The following is an 18,436-nucleotide window of genomic DNA, read 5'->3' as shown; positions in this document are numbered from 1 at the left end:
TGGACCAGGCTGTCTCGTCGGGTCCTTGCGGGGCGGGCTCTTGCGGGGCGGAGTCTGCCTCTGCTGGCGGCCAGGCTGCCTCGTCACTTTGAGTGGAAGCCGCGGCCGGAGGGTAGAAGTGATCAGGGATGTTGGGGTACCCGGATGGACCAGCGTGAGAGTTCGGTGCTGGCGCCGGAGGCCGTCGGCGGCCGTCGGCGGGGCCGGGCCGGCGAAACTCAGCACTGTCCCACCGGCCCGGATCGACGTCCATCTGCATTGGCGGGGGAAAGGGTGCTCGAGCCTGTTCTACAGCTGGTGGTGGAGGCACCGGGGCGCCGCGGCTTTTGTCTGCGACCGGCACGTTGATTTCTGTTCTCTCCCACGGGTCGACGTGCGGGTTGAGTTGCCTCTGCCGGAGGAAAGATGGGTCTTCGAAGTCGGGAGCAGGCGGCACGTTTGACCACGGCGCCTGTGGCTGATGAGCGGTCCCGCTGTTTGCATTGGTCTCAGGGCCGCCGTTGTGTGGGTTGGCATTGTGCGGTTCGTTCGTCGAACCGACGCTCGGGTTTGGGTCGTTGGGGTCTGCGTGCTGGGGCATCATCGATCTCCTCGAAGTAAGCGGTTCAGCTGTGAAATTCAGTAACCCAGTTGCCGGATTCATCAACTCCTGAGGTGAAAAACGTTGTACCGGCGGGTAGTAACGCATGAGAATCTAGAGTTCCCTCCCAGCCCATGGCCCGCATGATGACCTCCATGTACGAAATGCGCGCCAGGTATGTCGCTGGTGTCGACGTGGGATCGAGGGGCTCAAGCGGGTTGCCTCGTGGGTCCGACAATGTCGAAACCGTCTGTTGTCGTTGGCTATCGAAGTCTGGGCTGCTCAGAAGTTGCGGCGATGAGGTGGACGTGACGAGGTCGCTGGCGTCTTGCCTCAGGCGTGCGCGCCAGCGTTGGCGGGTGTCGAGGACATGTGGGTCGCTCTGGGGCGGCAAAGCCGCGGCGGAGTCGGCTGCCGCGGTTGTCGACTGCGCTGGGAGGGCTCCGTTGTCGGAGGTCTGGGAGTCGGGCTGGGGCGAGTTCGGCGGCGAGGGCAGCTGGAGGCTCTGCGGAGCGCTTGGAAGCTGGGGCCGGCTTGGGCTTCGCGCCGTGAGCCGATTCAGAATCGACTGCACTTTGGTCACCAGTGATGGGGCGAGAGGTTGGCCGGCGTGGTCACCGATGGTGTCAACCACAGCCATTGCGCCGTGAGTCTGTGGGGTATCAGGGATGGCGCCGGGCATTGCCGCTGCGCTGGTCGATCCCGCGGCGGGGCTGCCCGCTGTGCTGGACAGAAGTTTGTCGTTCGCCATTTGCTTGACCTGCTCGCGTGTTTGGGTGGCCCATTGCGATCCCCGTTGCCGCACAGTGGAGATCATTCGGTCCAGGGCCGTGGCTTGGGGGTTCAAGCCACCGGGGAACGCAAGTGACCACCACCGTGAGGAGGGGTCCTGTGCGGACGGAGTGGCGTTGGTTGCCGCCTTGAGCAGCCAGTCGCGGATCGGGCCGAACTTCTTTTCGAGCGCCCACACGAAGGTGGTCAGCAGGTGATAGGCCGCCACCAGGACGGCGAAATGCACCAGTGTCGAATTGGTGATTGCTTCGGCGATTCCAACCGCTGCTTGCGGCCCCAGTCGCGCTAGGGTGACGATTCCTGAGGCGATGAGCAGGTTCGCCACGGCCGAGACCATGAATCGCATGAATTCGTCAAGGGGTCGGTCTTGCCACGGGGATGCGGCTGCCATTGCGGCAGCCGCGGCGAACCGCGCGATCGCCAGAATCAGGTGGGTGGCGAAGGTGATGACGACAACGACGCCGAATCGGAAGAAGATGAACACCGGTATCAGGGCAAATAGCGTCATCAGGAAAGTAGTTCCGACGCTTTGCGATGCTTGGATCTGTTCGTCCGTCAGGCACGACATCGGTTCCCCGAGTTCGACGAGTCTGGCCCATTGCTTGGCGCACTCAGGGGACAGTTGCGAGCCGTAGTTGAGCATCCAGGTCAGTGGTCGCAGGAAGTTGGTCAGCACCGAGCTGTCTGTTCCATCGGCTACGACATCGCCGACCTCGATTGCCGGTGCCTGGGAGGCCTCGCTGGTGGGAGTTGAGCCGGCGATGGCCGCGGCGTCGTCGTTGAAGCCTCCCAGAAGCCTGACCCAGCCGGTGAGAACATTGCGTAGTGTGCCGGCCGGGTTGTACAGCAGCGCGAGGATGAGAACGTACATGCCCAGCGAAGCCACCGTGCGCTGGGCCATCGCTTTGAGTGCCTCGTCGGTGTTGCGAGCTCGGATTGCGATGACGAGTAGTGCAGCAAGGAACACTGCCGCCAGAAGCACGGTCGGCGAGATGAACGCAAAGATTGCGCCTGTGACTGTGGTCCAGGCTTTTTCGATGGGTGTTAGCCATCCCCCCGGATTGATCGCGAAATCCAGCAGCTGTGAGGAGTAGGCCGACGGGACGATGACGAACAGGTACATGATGTCGCTGGTGAACCAGGCGAAGAATTCCCCCGGGCCCCATCCCCCGTCCAGGAAGAGCCGGTAGTGCGCGGCCTTTGCACCGTTGCGGTCAATGAGGTTTAGGGGGGCCAGGACCCAGTTAGCCCACACGGTGGCGACCTTCGATGCTGGCCGACCCTAAATCGTCGACGCGCACGATTTTGTCGGGCCTGGTGTCCGCGGCGGTCACGCGTCTGGGAATGAAAGGTAGGAACGTTTGCATCTTGCCCACGCGCGCCCCGTCGTACCACAGCAGTTCGCCTTCGCGGCCAGGCCGAACTTGGTTGGGGCGTTCAGGGTCGTCACCGATTGGGGACAGGTCATGTGCGATCAGGTTCAGTGCCCGGGGGGTCGGCGGGACGTGAACTTTGGCCAGCGCGGGGATAGCGTTCTCAGTAGAGCGTTGGCGGAAGCTCCCCCGTTTTGTCACCAAGTCCAGGCTGTCGCCGAGGTCTTGGGCTGTCTGGGTGCCGACCAGCACGATGTTCTTGAACTTGCGCCCCTTCTTATTGGTATCGGACAGGATGTTGCGCTTGATGATCGGCGCGTCGTAAGAGTGAGCCTCGTCGAGAGTGAACAGGTTGACTCGCTGCGATCGGTCGAAGTAGAACTTGGCCAGCGCGGCGATCGTCGTGAAAACCGCCGTGGCCATGCGACTGCTTGTTGCGGTTGCGGTCTCGCCGTCGCGGAGTAGGTATTGGCGGGTGTTGAACACCACGAAGCGCGATTGGCTGGCGTTGAATGCCGGCAGATCTTTGACTTTTCCGCTGTCGACGTCAACTGGGTCGAGCAAGCAGGCAGCCCCGGGAAGTGCCTTGATGGCGTTGAATGCTCGACGCAGCCGGACGGCGACTTCATCACTTTGGTGCGCGATGTGTTCGAAAACCTGGCGGGTCGTTCGCAGTCCGGGGGCAGTGCTCAGCGGGCTGTAGTGCACTTCCCGGTAGGCGGGTGCGATGACGGTAGCCAGGCGCTCGTACTCGTGGGAGTTGAGTTCCACACCGAGCAGCGGGCACCACGTGTCCAGCCACGCTGGGGTTGCTTCCTCAGCCGGCAGACATTTCAGCAGATCCAGCGAAACCTTTGGCGCCATGAGGTCAACGGGAATCGAGTCAGGGAACTCCGCTGCGAAGACCACCATCTCGCCGACTGGGTCGATAGACCACACTTCCCCGAGAAGATCGTGGACGGCGCCGCTGAGCACTTTGATGAATTCCGATTTGCCGACGCCTTGCTCCCCGAAAAGCAGGATGGAGCCGTCTCCGCCGGCAGTGGGATTGATCAGATCGTTGTACACAACCTGGCCCAGTGAGTTCTCCTTGTTCACTCCGATCGGCCAGCCGTAGGGGTCACCCAGTGTTTGGCGACGAAGCGGCATCACCGCGCCCAGCAGTGCAGGGGTGAGGCTGAGTCGCGTGTCGTCGATCAGGCCGGTGGCGGTTGTGCACGGAAGCATCGCCTGCCACAGCTCGACCTGCGAGCCCACGTGTCGATACAGCTGGAAGCTGTCGTCGCTGCCGTCTTCGGAAGAAGCCATCTCGTCGATGACTCGTTGAACCTTGTGGTCAAGGGCCCGGTGGTTGGCTGCGCCGAAAACGAAACTCAGGTGAACGTTGGCCAGCATGTTCTCACTGCTGGCAGGGCGATACAGGTTTCGAAGCTGCGCGTCCTTCTCGGCGTACTCAACAGCGTCGAACTCTGATCGTGACAGTGCCTCGTCGTCAGCATCGTTGCGTCGCTGTGCTTTTGCGAGCACTTTGGCCGCTTTGCGTCCGGGCAGCGGTGTGAAGGTAACGCGGATCACCACATCGCCGTCGAGCCCGTGAAAGCCGTCCACGATCCCCGTCATTTTCTGAATCGCGTAGGAACCCTGCATGGATGGCCCCGATGCCAAGGTCAGCATCGTCTGGTAGGTGGTGTACCCGTCAGGCAAGTCGGCAGTTCGCCGGCCCGGAGTGTGCACCGCGACACTGCTCTCCCGACGCAAAGACCGATACCGGTGCACAATCCCGTCACGGAAAACCCGTTGCAGCCGCTTAGGGTCTCCCGAAGATTGTTCGGTGCAACTCTCGACGAACATGTCGGTCACTGAGTCGGCCTCGTGACCAGTTGTGAGCGTCACGAGCCGAAAGTTGTTGTTCCCCGGAACCATCGACGGGGTTCGAGTCCGAGCCGGCATGACCGGCACAGTGGAACCACTCAACCCCAATGTGCTCGCTCGTTCCAGCAGCCAGTCCAGGTCGGAAGGATTCGTGCGAACGGGCCGAAACTCAGGCGGTATCGCCTCGAAGATCTGCCGTTCCCGTGATTGAACTTCTTGGGTGTCCACGCCGGCCTGCGGACTAGCAAGCCCAACCGAGTCCAGGACGCGCTCATAGAGTTTCAGGTCGATCGACCCGACTTTCATTCCCAGCCAGAACGGGCGTTCGAAACTGTTGCGCTCCCCCGTTTTGTACATGTTGTTGAAGTGGTTCAGCCCTTCATTCGCGGCGCGATACCACGTCTTCTCATACTGAGCCCAGTTGGGAACGTGGTCGATGCAGCGGCGGGTCAAAACTTCTGCGGGCACCTTCACCTTGACGCCACGCGCATACACCTCGCCGATGAAGCCGAGACCAGCCAGCTTGGCGAGAAGACGTGCGTTTGCGCGCTGCCCCGACTCCACCGAGTCGATGTCATGTCTCGTGAAGTTGATTCCCTCGACCAGATAGTTCACCCATGCGTCACCATTTTTCAGGATCACAATGTTGCCGTGCCGGGCAGATATCGGCGACGGCCATTTTCGCTCGTTTGACCATTCGGGATCCTTCAGACGCCTGCGCAGAAGTCCCAACTGTGTTCCTTCCCTTAATACAATGCCCGGACGAGGAGGTGCCATTGCCGTCAGCCAACGCGCGGTGACGAGTGCGGCTGTGACCGTAATGCCGCATACAATCCATCCGGCCAGCGTGTGGTCAATATTGGTCAGAACGAACATCGCGGCAAATCCGCTCAGGCCGATAGAACCGGTGAAGGCTCCAATGCGGGTTCCCAGCACTGACCACTCAAACGGTGGCCGTTGTCGTGCGGTGAAGAACCAGATCCGCCGCATTGAAATCCTTCCCGTCTAGCACGTGGAACAATCCTCGCACGGCCTTCGGGGCATCAGTCCGCTTAAACCCAACTGCCCTGTGCACGGTTTACGAAATCTGTTGCTCCGCCTGCGTTGCACGACGTGCGAACCAGGCGATGTATCAGTTTTGGAAACATGTAGCCCATGGGGCCACATGGGCACGGCCTAGACGTCGATGGACGGCGAAATTCTGACACTCACATGGGTTCGGATGAAGGCGGTCCAGTCCTCGCCGCGCCCCAAACATCGCCCCTCCCATAGGAGTTCCGCTCCGGGTTCGGCTGCCCCAATTGCTCACCCAAGGCAGCTCGCCCCGACCTTCCGAAGGTCCATCCTAAAAACGGGCCCACCTGCGGTATTACGATTCTCGGGGGTCGCTTCGATAGCCGCTTTTGGCCCAATTGTGACCTCATGCACTCCCCAATTCTGGCTTTGATAGCGCCCCAAAATGTCCTTCGAAAGCAGCTTTGGGCAATCGTCTGCAAGCGGACAGGTCGACCTCCGGGCCACTTACAATCACTGGGTAACAGCCCTCGGGTTCAGCTTGGGTCAGGAGCGTTTTTTGGAGGCTTACCTCTACTCTCAGGACAACGGGGACACGCCGCTGTCTTTAACTGAGGCGCTGATTGATCTCTCTGATCTGACCAACCGCGGAGTGCTCAATCAGAACAGCTCCGTCTGGATCAGTGCGCATTCACCAAAGCCCGACATGTGGATGCTCAATGATCGCTCCAGCTACGCTTATATTCATCAGTCACGGACACCCGGGTATGTTCGAATTAATAAGGCTGGAATCCGGTGGGCGCCAGACTGGGACTCAACAATCAGCAACCCATCTTTGACTTTGTCGACAAAAGAAATATCGGTTTCGGATGAGGACGATGTCAGCATCACACTGATTGTGAAGCATCGAATTCAGGGACAGTCTCTTACGGTGATCAAGCCCGATGGGACGAAGGGGAAGCTGTCTGGCGGCTGCTACACCTTCGGTGGGTTCACCGTTATCGATCTACTTTCCTACGAACCGCGTCCGCTCCTCGAAGCTGATAGCTATGAGCGGTCGCATGCAGCGCACATGGGAGCGCATCACATCTTGCGTAGCGTGCCGAAGAGCAAGCGACGCGAGCTTTCCCGCTACATCGACGCAATGCGGTTCCCCTTGAGCGAGAGTGACATGGAGGCGTTGCAGGAAGTTCATCGACAGATGCGCCAGATATCGTCCTCGTTTGTCTCCAACCTGCGGGCCCGGTTTGCAGAGCGTGGCGCACCCGAGGATCTTTTCGCGATCGGGCGGACGGCTAGCGATGAATGATTTTGCCGACATCAACGGTTTCAAGGATGGCGCTGACCGCCCATTGGTGTTGATCGGTGACCGCCACTCGCAGCGGGATCTGCATGGTGTACCACGTCTTTTCAGATGCTCCACCGTGGACTGTGACCAATACGTCGACGGCGTCGCCAGGAGCGGACTCCACCGGCAGAGCTTCCTTGGAGAGGATCGTCTGCACGGTTGCCGACGTGAAAGGACTCGACGCCAACGGCTTTTCGTCTTTAGGAAAGCTCCCCGTCACATAGCGACCCATGTCCAGGCTGGACCCCGGAACAAAGTAGGCGGTCGCAAAGTTAGCGATGGTTTCCCCCAGCGCGCTGCTTACATCGACCGGGCTGGCGTAACCCGGCCCAACCTGCATGGAGCGGACCTCCGGATTCCTAAACCGTGGGAGAGCGGTCGCCTTGTAGGCCCCGCCGGAAGAAAGAACGTTGACGACCATATTTCCGAACTGCACCAACCCAGATCCCGGCGCGGAGTACCCCACCTCAACTTCCACTTCCCACTCAGCCGAATCTGGCTCTTCGGCTACGCGTTTGATCGTCTTCACATTCGTACTCGTCACATTCCAGGGATCCTCTGCGAGAGAAACCGCGCGTGGATCGACCAGCATGGACGCCAGCGTTCTACGGCTCTGCTCCCCCACCCCAGTGAGACTCAGCCGCACCACCTGGTCGGCGAAAAGCTCAATCTGAGCGGTCGTTGTGTTGAGTCCGATGTAGCTGGAAGTAGACATGGGCTGTTTGGAATGCGCATTCCATGCAGCCCAGCCGGCGACGATCAGCGCGACGGGCCCGCACAGCACAAAGACAGCGAAAATCAGCCCCGCGTAACGGTTTCGGCTGGGGTCGAGGAATTTGAGCATAAGAGAATTTTACTGCCGTCAGGAGAGCCAAGTGTCGCGTGAAGACTTCCGTATCCCGCGGATTCAATTGCCTCAACTCGGATCCGCCGTGCCGGCACAACCTGCCTTGGAGGAGGAGGGAACAGTCCGCAAAGCCGACGATCACCACGACCGCTTTCGCCGGTTCCTGGCTACTGGCGATGGTTTGGATCAGCTCGTTGACGCCGTTGAGCGCGACACAGTCGGCAGCGATGGCAGGACTCCAGATCAGCGGTCCTCAGAGGCCGAGCAGGCTCATCAGGAATCAGTGCAGCGCCGATACGCCGTTGATGCGCCTGTCGCCGTTACGTCGAATCCGCGGAATATCTTCGACGATGACGAGCTGACAGATAGCGATGCCGAGGCGTGGCCACTTGACGGCGATCCGTCGGCCCCTCCGTCAACCGCGGCGACCGATGTCACTCGTGCATTTTCCGGCGATGAACCGTTTTCCGGTTTTCCCGCAACCCCACCGCGTCAACTATCGCCTGACGGTGATCACGAGAGTGACGGGTTCTCCTGTGCGCAACCCACCCACGATGACGACACCGAGGAACTCCCTCATATCTACGAGGGCGGCGCCGATCACGCTGACGACCGCCTAGACCCCGCTGGCCCCGACGGTGATGACGATGATGACGACGAGGTACCGCCTCCCGGATCATTGTGGGAAAGCACGCATGGATCGGACTCAGATACCTACGACCCCGGTTCCATCGTTGTGGATCCCGAACCCGATCGAGCGGACCCCGGGGCAATCTCCCAGTGGTTCAAGGATCAGCATCGGCGGCTTTGGGCGCCCTTAGGGATTGTTCAGAAGATCGTCGCGGTGGGCGTTGTTGTCGCGCTGACCATCTGGGGCGGCCATTTGATGTTTGGTTCCTCGGCCACCGCGCCGCCCGAGGTGAAGCCGGCCGATCCAATTGTCGACACTGCCGCCCCGCCTGCAGGGCCAGCAGCTGCACCGTTGCCCCCCGACGATGTCAAGGCACCGGGATGCCCAGCACGGTCACAGCCGGCGGCCAACGCGTTCGACGGTAAGAAGGAGACCGCCTGGGTGTGTGTGCGCGCTTTCAACACCGATTTGCAGACGATCATCATCGTCTATTCCCAGCCGGTCGTGGTCTGTTCGATTTTCGTCATTCCAGGTTTCGAGCACGTCGACAACAACGGCCGCAACGAATGGAATGAACATCGGATCGTCACCCGCATCATGTGGCGCGTCGGTGGACAGACGTATCCGCAGGACATCGATCCGTCAGCGCACACGGGTGCCACTGTCCAAATTCCCTGTGTCGCCACTCAAGTCGTCACCGGGAAGATTTTCCAGACCGTTCCTCCCCCTCCAGTTGAGGGGGACAATGGACCTAGCGATGAGGACATCAACTCCACTTTCGCTATATCGACGATCACCATCAACGGATATCCCGCAGGCGGGGTGCCCCGGTAAAAAGCTCTATCACAGACAGTTCAAGTACGTTCCGGAAAGCGAGAAGCGAGCAGAATCATGACAGAACTGCTGACCCGCCTGGCAGGCGCAATCAGGTTCATCCACGATGGCGATTCGGTCAACGCTGAAGCGACCCTGCGCTATTGCGCATCGATTGACCCGACGCAATGCGATGTTTGGATCACCTTTGCCGCCAGCCGCGGCGGAGCGGTGGACATTGATCTGCTTCAGCGGATCGTGTCGACGAAGAACACCTTCGACACGTGCTTTACACAGCTCGACTCTGAGTACATGCAGGTGATTCTCGACCGGCATCCTCACCTTCCGTTGGGTTTCGCCGGTCTGCGGGCGCCGCTGACAACCCCCGCTGGTATCGACTTGGCTCACTCAGCATCGCTGGTACTCGGCAAGCAGTACAGCCAGGCCGAGTCTGCGCTTTCCAGGATTCACGATGAAGCTTCCTACCTACTTCGAGCGTGGTTGCACCACACGACTTCCCGTTTTCCTGACGTGCTACGTGAGGCTGCTCACGTGGTCAGCTCGTCAGCGGAAGCCATGGCCTTGTATGCGCGTTTGCTCACCGGAATCGCGCACGCTCATTTGGGCAATTTCAACGCTTCTCGCGATCACCTGGTAGGACTGTTGCCGACCGATGCGGGGCTTGTTGATGCCGAGGCCGCGGCCGAGGCGGCGTACTGGATCGCGCTGACGTGGCGCGAAGAAGACGACCAGCAGTCAGCCTCCCAGTACCTGCAGCGCGCATTGTCGCTGTCACCACAACCTCGCTTCCAAACAGCATTGGACAACACCGATATTCGGCTCCGGCTAACAAGAGCCGAGCTCATCGACCGCCGCACCGATCCCTGGGATGTCAAGACCGAACCGACTCTGGCAGAAGCTCAATCCTTGGAGATGGCCACCAAGCGCGGAGGACTGCTCGAGGAGGGGTTGGCAGAGCTCGACGCGCTCGTTGGTATGGACTCGCTCAAAGCGGCTATTAAGAGGCACTGCAACTATGTGCGCGGGTTAAAGCTGCGTGAGGCACGCGGCCTGCGGGCCAACAAGGCCTCCACGCACCTGGCGTTCACGGGGCCCCCTGGGACTGGCAAGACAACAGTCGCCAGAGTCGTCGCCAAGATATACGCCGGGCTGGGGATCATCGCGACCGACAAGTTTGTCTCTACAAGCCGTGCTGATTTCGTCGGGGAGTACTCAGGGTGGACCGCGCGCAAAGCGAAGGACAAGCTCGCGGAAGCGCTCGACGGTGTGCTGTTTATCGACGAGGCGTACATGCTGGTTGCCGACACTGGCACGGCCGGTTCGAAGGATTCGTTCGGCGCCGAAGCCGTGACAGAGATCCTGGCGTTCATGGAGAACAACCGTGATCGAGTTGTGGTGATCATCGCTGGCTATGCCGATGACATCGACCGCCTGTTGGAAACCAACGAAGGATGGTCATCGCGGTTTACCACCCGGTTCGATTTCACCTCGTACAGCATCGAGGAGCTGATTGCGCTTGCTCAGCTGTGGTGCGAGACCGAGGAGTACGTCCTGCCGGAGGAGGCTGTGGAGTTCCTGCGATCAAAATCGAAGGCGCTTTACGCCGATCACGGGCCGTCTGGTCGTCTCGTTATCGATGAGCTTGGCAATGGTCGGTTCATCCGGAATCTGATGGAGGCCGCCTCAGCGAACGCTCTCGACGAGACTATGGATGACTGCCTGGGCGACGATGTCGATGACCAGGCCTTGCAGACGCTCACTGTGTCCGCCGTCCAGAGAGCATTCGACGTGTTGACACGAAAGCCGCTCGGGGGGAAGGCAGCCTAATGCGTTTTCTGGTGACCAAACCGCAGTTGTGGGGAACGCGCTGGCAGACAGCTCGGGTCGAGAAGGCAATGATTCGGCGAGACACCAAAGATTTGGAAACACCGCACCGCAATCAGTCCATGGCGATCTGGAGCGGCGCGGCGGCCATGGTGCTGCTGTGTGTAGTCGGGTTCATTGTTGCCAAGATCAGCCCTCAGTCCAACCAGCGTGATGCCAAGTTCGTCGTGACGGCTTCAGGCAGCCCGTACATCGAATACGGCGGGTCGCTGCACCCAGTGCTCAACCTGGCCTCTGCCCGGTTGATCCTGGGGTCCCCGCAGACCGCCAAACCGGTCAAGGACGCCGTCTTGGACACGCGCCCACGCGGCCAAACGATGGGTATTTTGCACGGCGCGGAGATGCTGGCACCACGCGCGGACGACACTGCCCGTTGGACGGTCTGTGACGCTCACAGCGCTTCGCTTTCGTTGACCACCAACCAATCTGTCAAGACGACACTTATCGCCGGTGTGAGCGATCTCAGGGGGCAGAAAGAGTTGGGGGTGCCCACGGCAGTGGCGATGCGCGACCCTGACACACCTGGTCAGGTGTGGGTGCTGTGGGGTAACCGGCGCGCGACCGTCAGTGGTGAGGACAAAGCGGCTCAGACGGTGTTGGGTCTGACCCCGGCCGTCATGGGCAAAGCCGCGCCAATCTCGCGAGGGTTGCTCAATGCGATCACACCCGCTCCCCCGATCACCGCGCCGTTCATCGCCGACCGCGGGCAGCCTAGCGCTGCTGTTGCGGGGATGAAGAACGGTGACATCGCGCGATCGAAGACAGTGTCGGGTAGCGACGTGTTCACCGTTGTTTACGGTGACGGCGTCCAGGAGGTCCCCGAGTTTGTCGCTGATCTGCTTTCGGCGGCCGGTTCGACGGTGACGACAACGCCGGCGACAGACCTGCTGAAAGCTCCGCGCGTGCAGCACGTCGATGTTGACGCCTTTCCGTCGCAGGCGCCGGTATACGTTCAGTCGCCGGTGATCTGCTGGACGTGGACTCGTGGGGCCACCGATGCCGCCGCGACAACCAAACTCACCATCGGCGACCAACTTCCCATCGCGCCAGACGATGCGTCACAGATCGTCGGGCTGCTTGAGGCGACCGGAGTCGAGCAGGCCCAGCAGGCTTTCACCGCTCCGGGGAAAGGCTGGTATGTGCGGGTCACCGGTGAAAACCGCACCTCTGAGGCACGCGAGCAGCTGTTGTGGATCGATGACAAGGGTGTCCGGTATGCGATCGGGCTCGATGGCAACAGCTACGACGGGACGGTGCAGGCCCTCGGGATCAACCAAAAGCCGCCGCTTCTCATCCCATGGAGCATCGCCAAGCTCTATGGACAGGGGCCGACGTTATCGAAGTCCGATGCGCTGGTCTTACACGAGAATTCAGGTCCGGATCTGCGTCAAAAGGCCGCCCCCAAGCCCGACAACCAGTGATCTGACAGGAGACTTTCATGACCACTCCGATTAGCCCCGTACCCCGGGTTCCGATCCAGTTCGGTACGAAGATCAACGGCGAAGAGGTCTCTGTCGACGTGAACTCGCCGGGGAAGCTCAAGAAGCAGCCGCCGACGCCGATGAGTCGAACGATCCTTATCCGATTCGTCATTGCCCTGGTGCTCTGCGTTATCGGGGTGATGATCCTTCTCGGTGTGCGCCAGTTCAATCCGATGATGATCATGAGCATGTTCGGCATCATCGGCATGATCGGCATGATCGGCGGTGGTGGCCACCTATTCGGCGGCAACAACCCGCAAGGTGAGTTGAGCATCGAATGCCAGGACTACGCCGTTCATTTGCGCGAGCAACGCAGCAACGCCCACGCGCTGGGACGACACATCCATGACACCCAGACAGCGATTTACCCCCATCCCGCCACGCTAGAGGGCCGGTGCGGAGATAGCACGCTGATGTGGACGACCGCCCCTCCCACAGAGACTCAGGTCTCCACCGGACTGAATGACCGCGAGCTGGCCGAATCAGCGCAAAACAACCCTTGGGGAACCGCCCGCGTGGGCATCGGATATCGGCGCATGGACCCCTACATCAAGCCCACAGCCAACGACGCCCCTGAGACATACGAACCCGTGCAGGCTGCGGCCTACATGAGGTTCATTCGCACCCACAACGTCATCCCCGACTGCCCTATTGGAGTCGATATCTTCACGAGACCATTCATCGTGTGCGCTGGTGACCCCGACAAGCTGCTCGGGGCCGCCAGGGCCATGGTCTGCTCCCTGGCAGACAACCACGCCCCTCGGCATCTGCAGCTGGGGATCATCACCCAAGAGGTACAGGAGTGGGAATGGATGAAGTGGCTCCCCCACTGCCTCGACAACTCCCGGCGCGACAAGAATGGGCCGGCCCGATTGCACTGGGCGACTATCTCTGACTACGCCCTCGACCAAGCCAATCTCATCCAGAACTCGGCCCGGCACAGCGCAAATCGCGACAATCTCGCCGGCAAGCCCTACCGGGTGATCTTCGTCGACACTCCCGCGCAGACACCTGACCTTCCCACCGGGATCACCGGCGCTGGGCTGGCTGACCACACGTTCATCTACGTACGCCACGGATGAGATCCGCTGCGACCGGGCCGTACCACTCCCCCATCGAGGTTCCCGATCCCGATCCCGATCCGATGACGACCCTGCCTAACAGACACCACATCTAGTCCACCTGGTATGGATGGGAATACGCATGTCAAAGGGCATAGCGGACCCGGGGTGGGCGAAGGAATCGGTTGACGGCGACGTGCGCGTCCACCTCGCTCGGCTGGCGCTGAATGGCAAGGAGTCGGACATCGTGATGTACATCCGCCGGCAAGCGCACCGTCACCGCCTCAGGTGCCCGCGGACATCACAGGCGCTGAACGCACTCGTGCACGATACGGCTGCTCCGAGCGCGTTGCGCTCAGGAGATTCGCGAAGCCTATCCGGCACTGCGTGATCTGTGGACGAAAGAGCTGTCACCACATTGGGTCTGGGCTGTGACAGCGCAGCGTAGCTCGATGTCACCGACGTTCTGAGCCCTCACAGCTACGCCGCGGGGCGGCGGCCCGGGCTGGCTCGCGCCGCCCGGCCGCCTACGAGCAAATGAAGTCACTCGCCAAGGGGTTTGTCGACGTCGCCGCCAAAGGCTCTTTTGGGGCGGCTTCGAAGTCCAGATTGGGCGGGTTCGCGAGGTCGTGGTTGTGCCGTCGACGAGCGTCAGAGCCACACCCAATGTTTCGTAAACATGCAGGTGGGCGCGCTTGTAGGTCAGTCCTAGTACGCAACCTCGCTGTTCACATTGGGGCGGCATTTGGGGCGACGGCACCGCTAGTCGAACGGTGCACCACGAAGTCGAGTTTGGGTGTCTGGCCGGGTCAAGCAGACGACGTTCCGTTCGCCTGGGCATCAGACAGTGGCCCGGGCGATGTCAGCCGGCCGCTTCCTATCAGGGCACGGGAAGTCCTCGACGCGCCGGCCACAGGTAAACGGCGCCAACGCCGCCCCGGGGCGCCGTGGTTCCTCACGGGCTAGCAGCTGACGCCGGGTTGAAGTGTTCGTTTCCGACGCCGGTGAGAGTCGTGTCTACAGCAGCGGTTTGGACGGTCCATTCGTACCGGCCCTCGGTGTCGAATTGCGCCTTGGCGTGGGGCAGGTCGACGAGCGCGATCGATTCGTTCTCGTAGGGGCCGAGCATCGGGATAACTGTGATGCCGTCAGTGGCGGTGATGTACGCCTTCAGTGATGGTGTCTGGCGGTCTCGATCGTCACCCGCGAGCGACCCCATAATCGCAGCGCTTAGTGCGCAGATGAAGATGGCCGCGGCCAGATGCGTGATGGTGAGTCCCGGTTGGGTGCCGGGTCCCCCGAGCCATTGCAGCACGCCGCCGATGCAGCCTGCTCCGGCGGCGAGGAACGCGAGCAGTACAGCCGGCAAGTACTTCATAGCCTCCCCTCCTTCGCGGTGATCAGCTGCGGGCCAGGGTTGACGGTTGTGGCGACTGCGGGGCTCTGCTTGGTTGACTGAATGCGCGGACTTGGTTTCGTCCGTGCGGTTGCTTGGCAGCTGCCGCCGGCAGCGGCGCGGCAAGACCGAGCAACCGCCCCAACACCGGCATCTGGTCGGACAAAACCGCCCGCACGCTCGGTAAATGCGCCAGCAGCCCCGCTGGCGCACGAACGCCGCTCCCCCAATGGTTCTCCCGCCGAGCGCATGGCACGGGCCGTCAGTGGCGCCCTGAGGCAGGAATTAGCCGAATTGGGGTGGTTAAGGGCCGAGTAACGCCTGGTCACGCAGGACTCCAGACGCTAAGACGCCGCGGACATTTTGAACTCGAACCGCAGAGCCTGCTCTACAAGGGCGCTGCGCGACCCGGCGTTCCAATCGAGGGCGAGTTGGTCGAGTGTCGCCAAATCCACCGGGTCGATGCCGCCCAATGGGATACGGGCCGGCGGCTTCTCATGCTTGCGCCGCCGCTTGGGTGACGTCGCGACCTTCTGACGGCGGAACAGGCCGGAGCCCTGCGTTTCGGTCGGATTCACCCAGAAGTCCGCGAGCTCAGCCTGGTGCTTCTCCACGGCGTCGAGCACCACCTGGGCGAAAGTCCGCGCCGTCGTAGTGTTGCGGGCTCGCTCTTTGGCAGTGAGCTTGACCAGGCGATCGTGAATCGCCGGGTCGACTTGAGCGCTGGGCACGCTGGCGGCCTGCTCCGCCGCCGTTACCCGGCCAGTGCCAGTGGCTGGCGGTGACCACGGCGCCTGGGGCTGGGCAACAGGCTGCGCTGCCGTTGGCGGTGTCTGCGGCGCCGGGGGCAAGCCTGGCACGGTTTCGTTAGGGTTGGGAATGCTGGCGGGCAGCAGGTCGTCGACGTCGATATCGCCGAGCTCATCGGTGAACACACCTTTTTGTTTAGCCATTTTCTTCGTGCCTCCTTGGCTAGCTTGACGCCGTCGCGGACCGTCTGACCCGCTGCAGAATCTCGTTGCTGAGCTGGGAGTACGCCGTCGCTAGCGGACCAACATTGGTACTCCACATACGCTTCTTCTCCAGCGACACACCGTTTCGAATCGTTGAGAGCAGCGTCGAGGGTTCCGAGTTCGATACGTCGATCAGTTCTTGGGCTGTTAGACCCCATTCGCGCTGATCAAGCGCAGTAGCCTTGCTGGAGGGGATCACGCTCTCGAAGCTGTCAGCGCCTGACCCTTCCAGCATGTCGGTGATCGTCTTGAAAGTCGCCTTGTTCCGCTTGGTGGCGTTTGGATTTGCGTCAAAAAGTACGACACCCAGAAGGTTGATCAGCGATCCGTTGCGTTTGGCCAGCTTGTACCGTGCAGCCACATTCGCGACGCCGTCGATCGATCCCTTGTCTTCTTTGGTCGGCACGACCAGGTGGCTGGAGACTTGCAGTAGGGGCTGAAGAATGCGAACAGAGTCGCCGGGGCCCGAGTCGATGATTATCAGATAATACGGATTGCGGTGGCACAGTCGCTCAACAGAGCGGGCCAAATTCGCCGCCAAATCGATCCCGTTTTGAGCGGCGACGTCCGCAGACGCTGACACTAGCGACAGGCTCGGGCCTCCGCATACCACGTCAAGGCCGGGCCTCACTTGAGTGACAGGCATCAGCTCAGCTCCGTACTGCATCGCTGCCGCCAGAGACTGGCCCTTATCCCAGTAATCCTCGGGAACGCCCAGGTCAAACTTGGTTAGCGTCGCCTGTTGATCGCAATCGAGCACTAGGACGCGCTTGCCTTTGTCGGCCACTTTCTTGGCGATCGCCACGGCCACATTCGCGCAAATCGATGTCTTGCCGACCCCACCTTTGCCGGTGGCGACAAGCACCCTTGGGGGCAGTACCCCGACGGCTGTAGTCACATAGCAATGCTACATCAGACACCCCTGGCTATGCGCTTACCTATGCACTTGTTATCGATTCTTTACACACCCCTATCGAGAGGTGTGGCTGTCAGCCCTGCAATCCCCCTCGCTAGCCGGCATGCCCGGTGCTACGAGTTGCGCCTGTTGATGCTCCTTGCCCGGCCCATACCCAGCAGCTATGCCTTCCGCCTCTACGCACTGCTCACCAGCGGTGTAATAGAGCGTCTTGCAACCCACCTTCCATACCCTCACTCGTGGCGCGGTGGCATACGCCTTCCAATCGTTCATGCATCGCCGATACCTATACGCCTTCCCTAACGCTGAATCACGCTCGTTTGCTGCTGCGATCCGCTGCGCTTGCCTTCGCGTGTTCATTTCGGCGTCTGCAGTCGGCACGCTAGCCGCATCGCTAAGCGCATATCGATACGCTTAGCTAGCCTCGTCGCATTACCCCTAAATCGCCCGCTGACCAGGCCCGTACGCAGGCTCCCACACTGCCGCCTTGCAAAGCGCGTTGCAGCGAAACTGTCATCGCTCCTACACAGACGCTTTGCCATGGGTCTGGTCACGCGCTCAGGAACACCGCCCGCATGCGGCGTGTTTGCGGGCGATGTCACGCCCTTTGCCATACCACTAGACAACACCTTCGCAACGTGTGACTTGGGGCGTCTCGGAACGCCACTCGCATTCACCGTCTCAGAGGCCCATGCAACGCACCTATGTTCGGTGCTTCCCTCGCGTGACACCAGTTGGCTGGCTTGAGGTCTAGCGACCGGCGATGATTCGGCTCTCATTCGGACCTTTGCATTCAGGCTGTCGACGCACGGCGAATGCGGCTTGCAGTCACGACACGCTGGGGGCGCAACTCTGCCGCATCCTGACTGCATGTCCCCAGCGTAGTGACGCTTTCCAAGCACAAGCGCTAGCGACTCGCCTGGTCCAACTGCGAACCTCCTGTTACATCAGCCGCAGCGCCATCCCGCCTGCTGCCCACCCACGACGGGGGAGTGGCACCCCAGACTCGTTGTCCATCTCTCTCAACCCTGGCGAGACGAGCTCGCGCACCAGCGGCCAAGTTCGGAGTTCACTGGGGCGTACCCGGCACGCACAACGCAAGCTCACCGCGCAGCCCCGGCGGTAGGTGCACTAGTGACAGGCGCTCGCCCTATGACTGCTTCCTGCCGAGGCTTTCTCCCGCGCCTGCACGAGTGACCCCAATCAGATGCCACAGAGCGGGCGGCCCGCATCGAGAAACTCGGTCTTCCGTAGTACCAGCCGTGAGTGTCACCGAAACACAATCAGGTTCCCCTCCAGGCTCCCGGCGCAGCTAGGTACTGATGAGCAATTGTCAATACCTGTGGATCGGGGTGTTTCAGGCGACCTCCGTTTCGGTGTGTTGATCGCCGTCT

General features: G+C 61.1%; 11 protein-coding genes. 5 read left to right on the top strand and 6 right to left on the bottom strand.

The features are described 5' to 3' along the window. Nucleotides 1-605 precede the first annotated feature (605 nt). Both AC4LGL_RS22930 and AC4LGL_RS22925 read right to left on the bottom strand, forming a co-directional pair. Entirely contained in the window at nucleotides 606-2,627 is a 2,022-nt protein-coding gene (locus AC4LGL_RS22930; RefSeq protein ID WP_491840785.1) for a hypothetical protein, read from the bottom strand. After that, a complete protein-coding gene (locus AC4LGL_RS22925) occupies nucleotides 2,617-5,607 on the bottom strand; it encodes a putative type IV secretion/conjugal transfer ATPase (RefSeq protein ID WP_491840784.1) in 2,991 nt (996 codons plus the stop codon). The genes AC4LGL_RS22930 and AC4LGL_RS22925 overlap by 11 nt, the downstream gene beginning before the upstream one ends. A gap of 469 nt (nucleotides 5,608-6,076) precedes the next feature. Between AC4LGL_RS22925 and AC4LGL_RS22920 the strand changes: the two genes are divergently transcribed. Further along, entirely contained in the window at nucleotides 6,077-6,940 is an 864-nt protein-coding gene (locus tag AC4LGL_RS22920) for a hypothetical protein (protein WP_491840783.1), read from the top strand. Here the strand turns inward: AC4LGL_RS22920 and AC4LGL_RS22915 are convergent. Beyond that, nucleotides 6,927-7,823: a hypothetical protein gene (locus tag AC4LGL_RS22915; RefSeq protein ID WP_491840782.1), complete on the bottom strand. Its 897-nt coding sequence runs from the start codon at nucleotides 7,821-7,823 to the stop codon at nucleotides 6,927-6,929. The two genes, AC4LGL_RS22920 and AC4LGL_RS22915, sit on opposite strands and share 14 nt — an antisense overlap. A 31-nt stretch (nucleotides 7,824-7,854) precedes the next feature. Between AC4LGL_RS22915 and AC4LGL_RS22910 the strand changes: the two genes are divergently transcribed. Genes AC4LGL_RS22910 through AC4LGL_RS22895 form a run of 4 tightly spaced genes read left to right on the top strand, consistent with a single transcriptional unit; the run spans nucleotide 7,855 to nucleotide 13,738 of the window. Further along, nucleotides 7,855-9,291: a hypothetical protein gene (locus tag AC4LGL_RS22910; RefSeq protein ID WP_491840781.1), complete on the top strand. Its 1,437-nt coding sequence runs from the start codon at nucleotides 7,855-7,857 to the stop codon at nucleotides 9,289-9,291. A gap of 57 nt (nucleotides 9,292-9,348) precedes the next feature. Further along, nucleotides 9,349-11,118, top strand: a complete 1,770-nt coding sequence (locus tag AC4LGL_RS22905; protein WP_491840780.1) for an AAA family ATPase — start codon at nucleotides 9,349-9,351, stop codon at nucleotides 11,116-11,118. Then, nucleotides 11,118-12,596, top strand: a complete 1,479-nt coding sequence (eccB, locus tag AC4LGL_RS22900; protein ID WP_491840779.1) for a type VII secretion protein EccB — start codon at nucleotides 11,118-11,120, stop codon at nucleotides 12,594-12,596. The genes AC4LGL_RS22905 and eccB overlap by 1 nt, the downstream gene beginning before the upstream one ends. A gap of 17 nt (nucleotides 12,597-12,613) precedes the next feature. Continuing rightward, on the top strand, nucleotides 12,614-13,738 hold the full coding sequence (locus tag AC4LGL_RS22895; protein ID WP_491840778.1) for a hypothetical protein: 1,125 nt from the start codon (nucleotides 12,614-12,616) through the stop codon (nucleotides 13,736-13,738). A 934-nt stretch (nucleotides 13,739-14,672) separates the two neighbouring features. Here the strand turns inward: AC4LGL_RS22895 and AC4LGL_RS22890 are convergent. From AC4LGL_RS22890 to AC4LGL_RS22880, 3 genes are all read right to left on the bottom strand, one after another. Beyond that, a complete protein-coding gene (locus AC4LGL_RS22890) occupies nucleotides 14,673-15,095 on the bottom strand; it encodes a hypothetical protein (RefSeq protein WP_491840777.1) in 423 nt (140 codons plus the stop codon). A gap of 362 nt (nucleotides 15,096-15,457) precedes the next feature. Beyond that, on the bottom strand, nucleotides 15,458-16,048 hold the full coding sequence (locus tag AC4LGL_RS22885; protein WP_491840776.1) for a ribbon-helix-helix domain-containing protein: 591 nt from the start codon (nucleotides 16,046-16,048) through the stop codon (nucleotides 15,458-15,460). 37 nt (nucleotides 16,049-16,085) lie between these two features. Next, complete coding sequence (locus AC4LGL_RS22880) at nucleotides 16,086-17,024, bottom strand: ParA family protein (protein WP_491840775.1); 939 nt, start codon at nucleotides 17,022-17,024, stop codon at nucleotides 16,086-16,088. Between the last annotated feature and the right edge of the window lie 1,412 nt (nucleotides 17,025-18,436).

Source organism: Mycolicibacterium arcueilense (genome assembly GCF_058536225.1).
This window is presented reverse-complemented; position numbering and strand designations above follow the sequence as displayed.

Bases quoted from the DNA above. Each gene is read 5' to 3' on its own strand.
- AC4LGL_RS22890 (WP_491840777.1), bottom strand. From the start codon at position 15,095: ATGAAGTACTTGCCGGCTGTACTGCTCGCGTTCCTCGCCGCCGGAGCA.
- AC4LGL_RS22920 (WP_491840783.1), top strand. From the start codon at position 6,077: ATGTCCTTCGAAAGCAGCTTTGGGCAATCGTCTGCAAGCGGACAGGTC.
- AC4LGL_RS22895 (WP_491840778.1), top strand. From the start codon at position 12,614: ATGACCACTCCGATTAGCCCCGTACCCCGGGTTCCGATCCAGTTCGGT.
- AC4LGL_RS22915 (WP_491840782.1), bottom strand. From the start codon at position 7,823: ATGCTCAAATTCCTCGACCCCAGCCGAAACCGTTACGCGGGGCTGATT.
- AC4LGL_RS22925 (WP_491840784.1), bottom strand. From the start codon at position 5,607: ATGCGGCGGATCTGGTTCTTCACCGCACGACAACGGCCACCGTTTGAG.
- eccB (WP_491840779.1), top strand. From the start codon at position 11,118: ATGCGTTTTCTGGTGACCAAACCGCAGTTGTGGGGAACGCGCTGGCAG.
- AC4LGL_RS22905 (WP_491840780.1), top strand. From the start codon at position 9,349: ATGACAGAACTGCTGACCCGCCTGGCAGGCGCAATCAGGTTCATCCAC.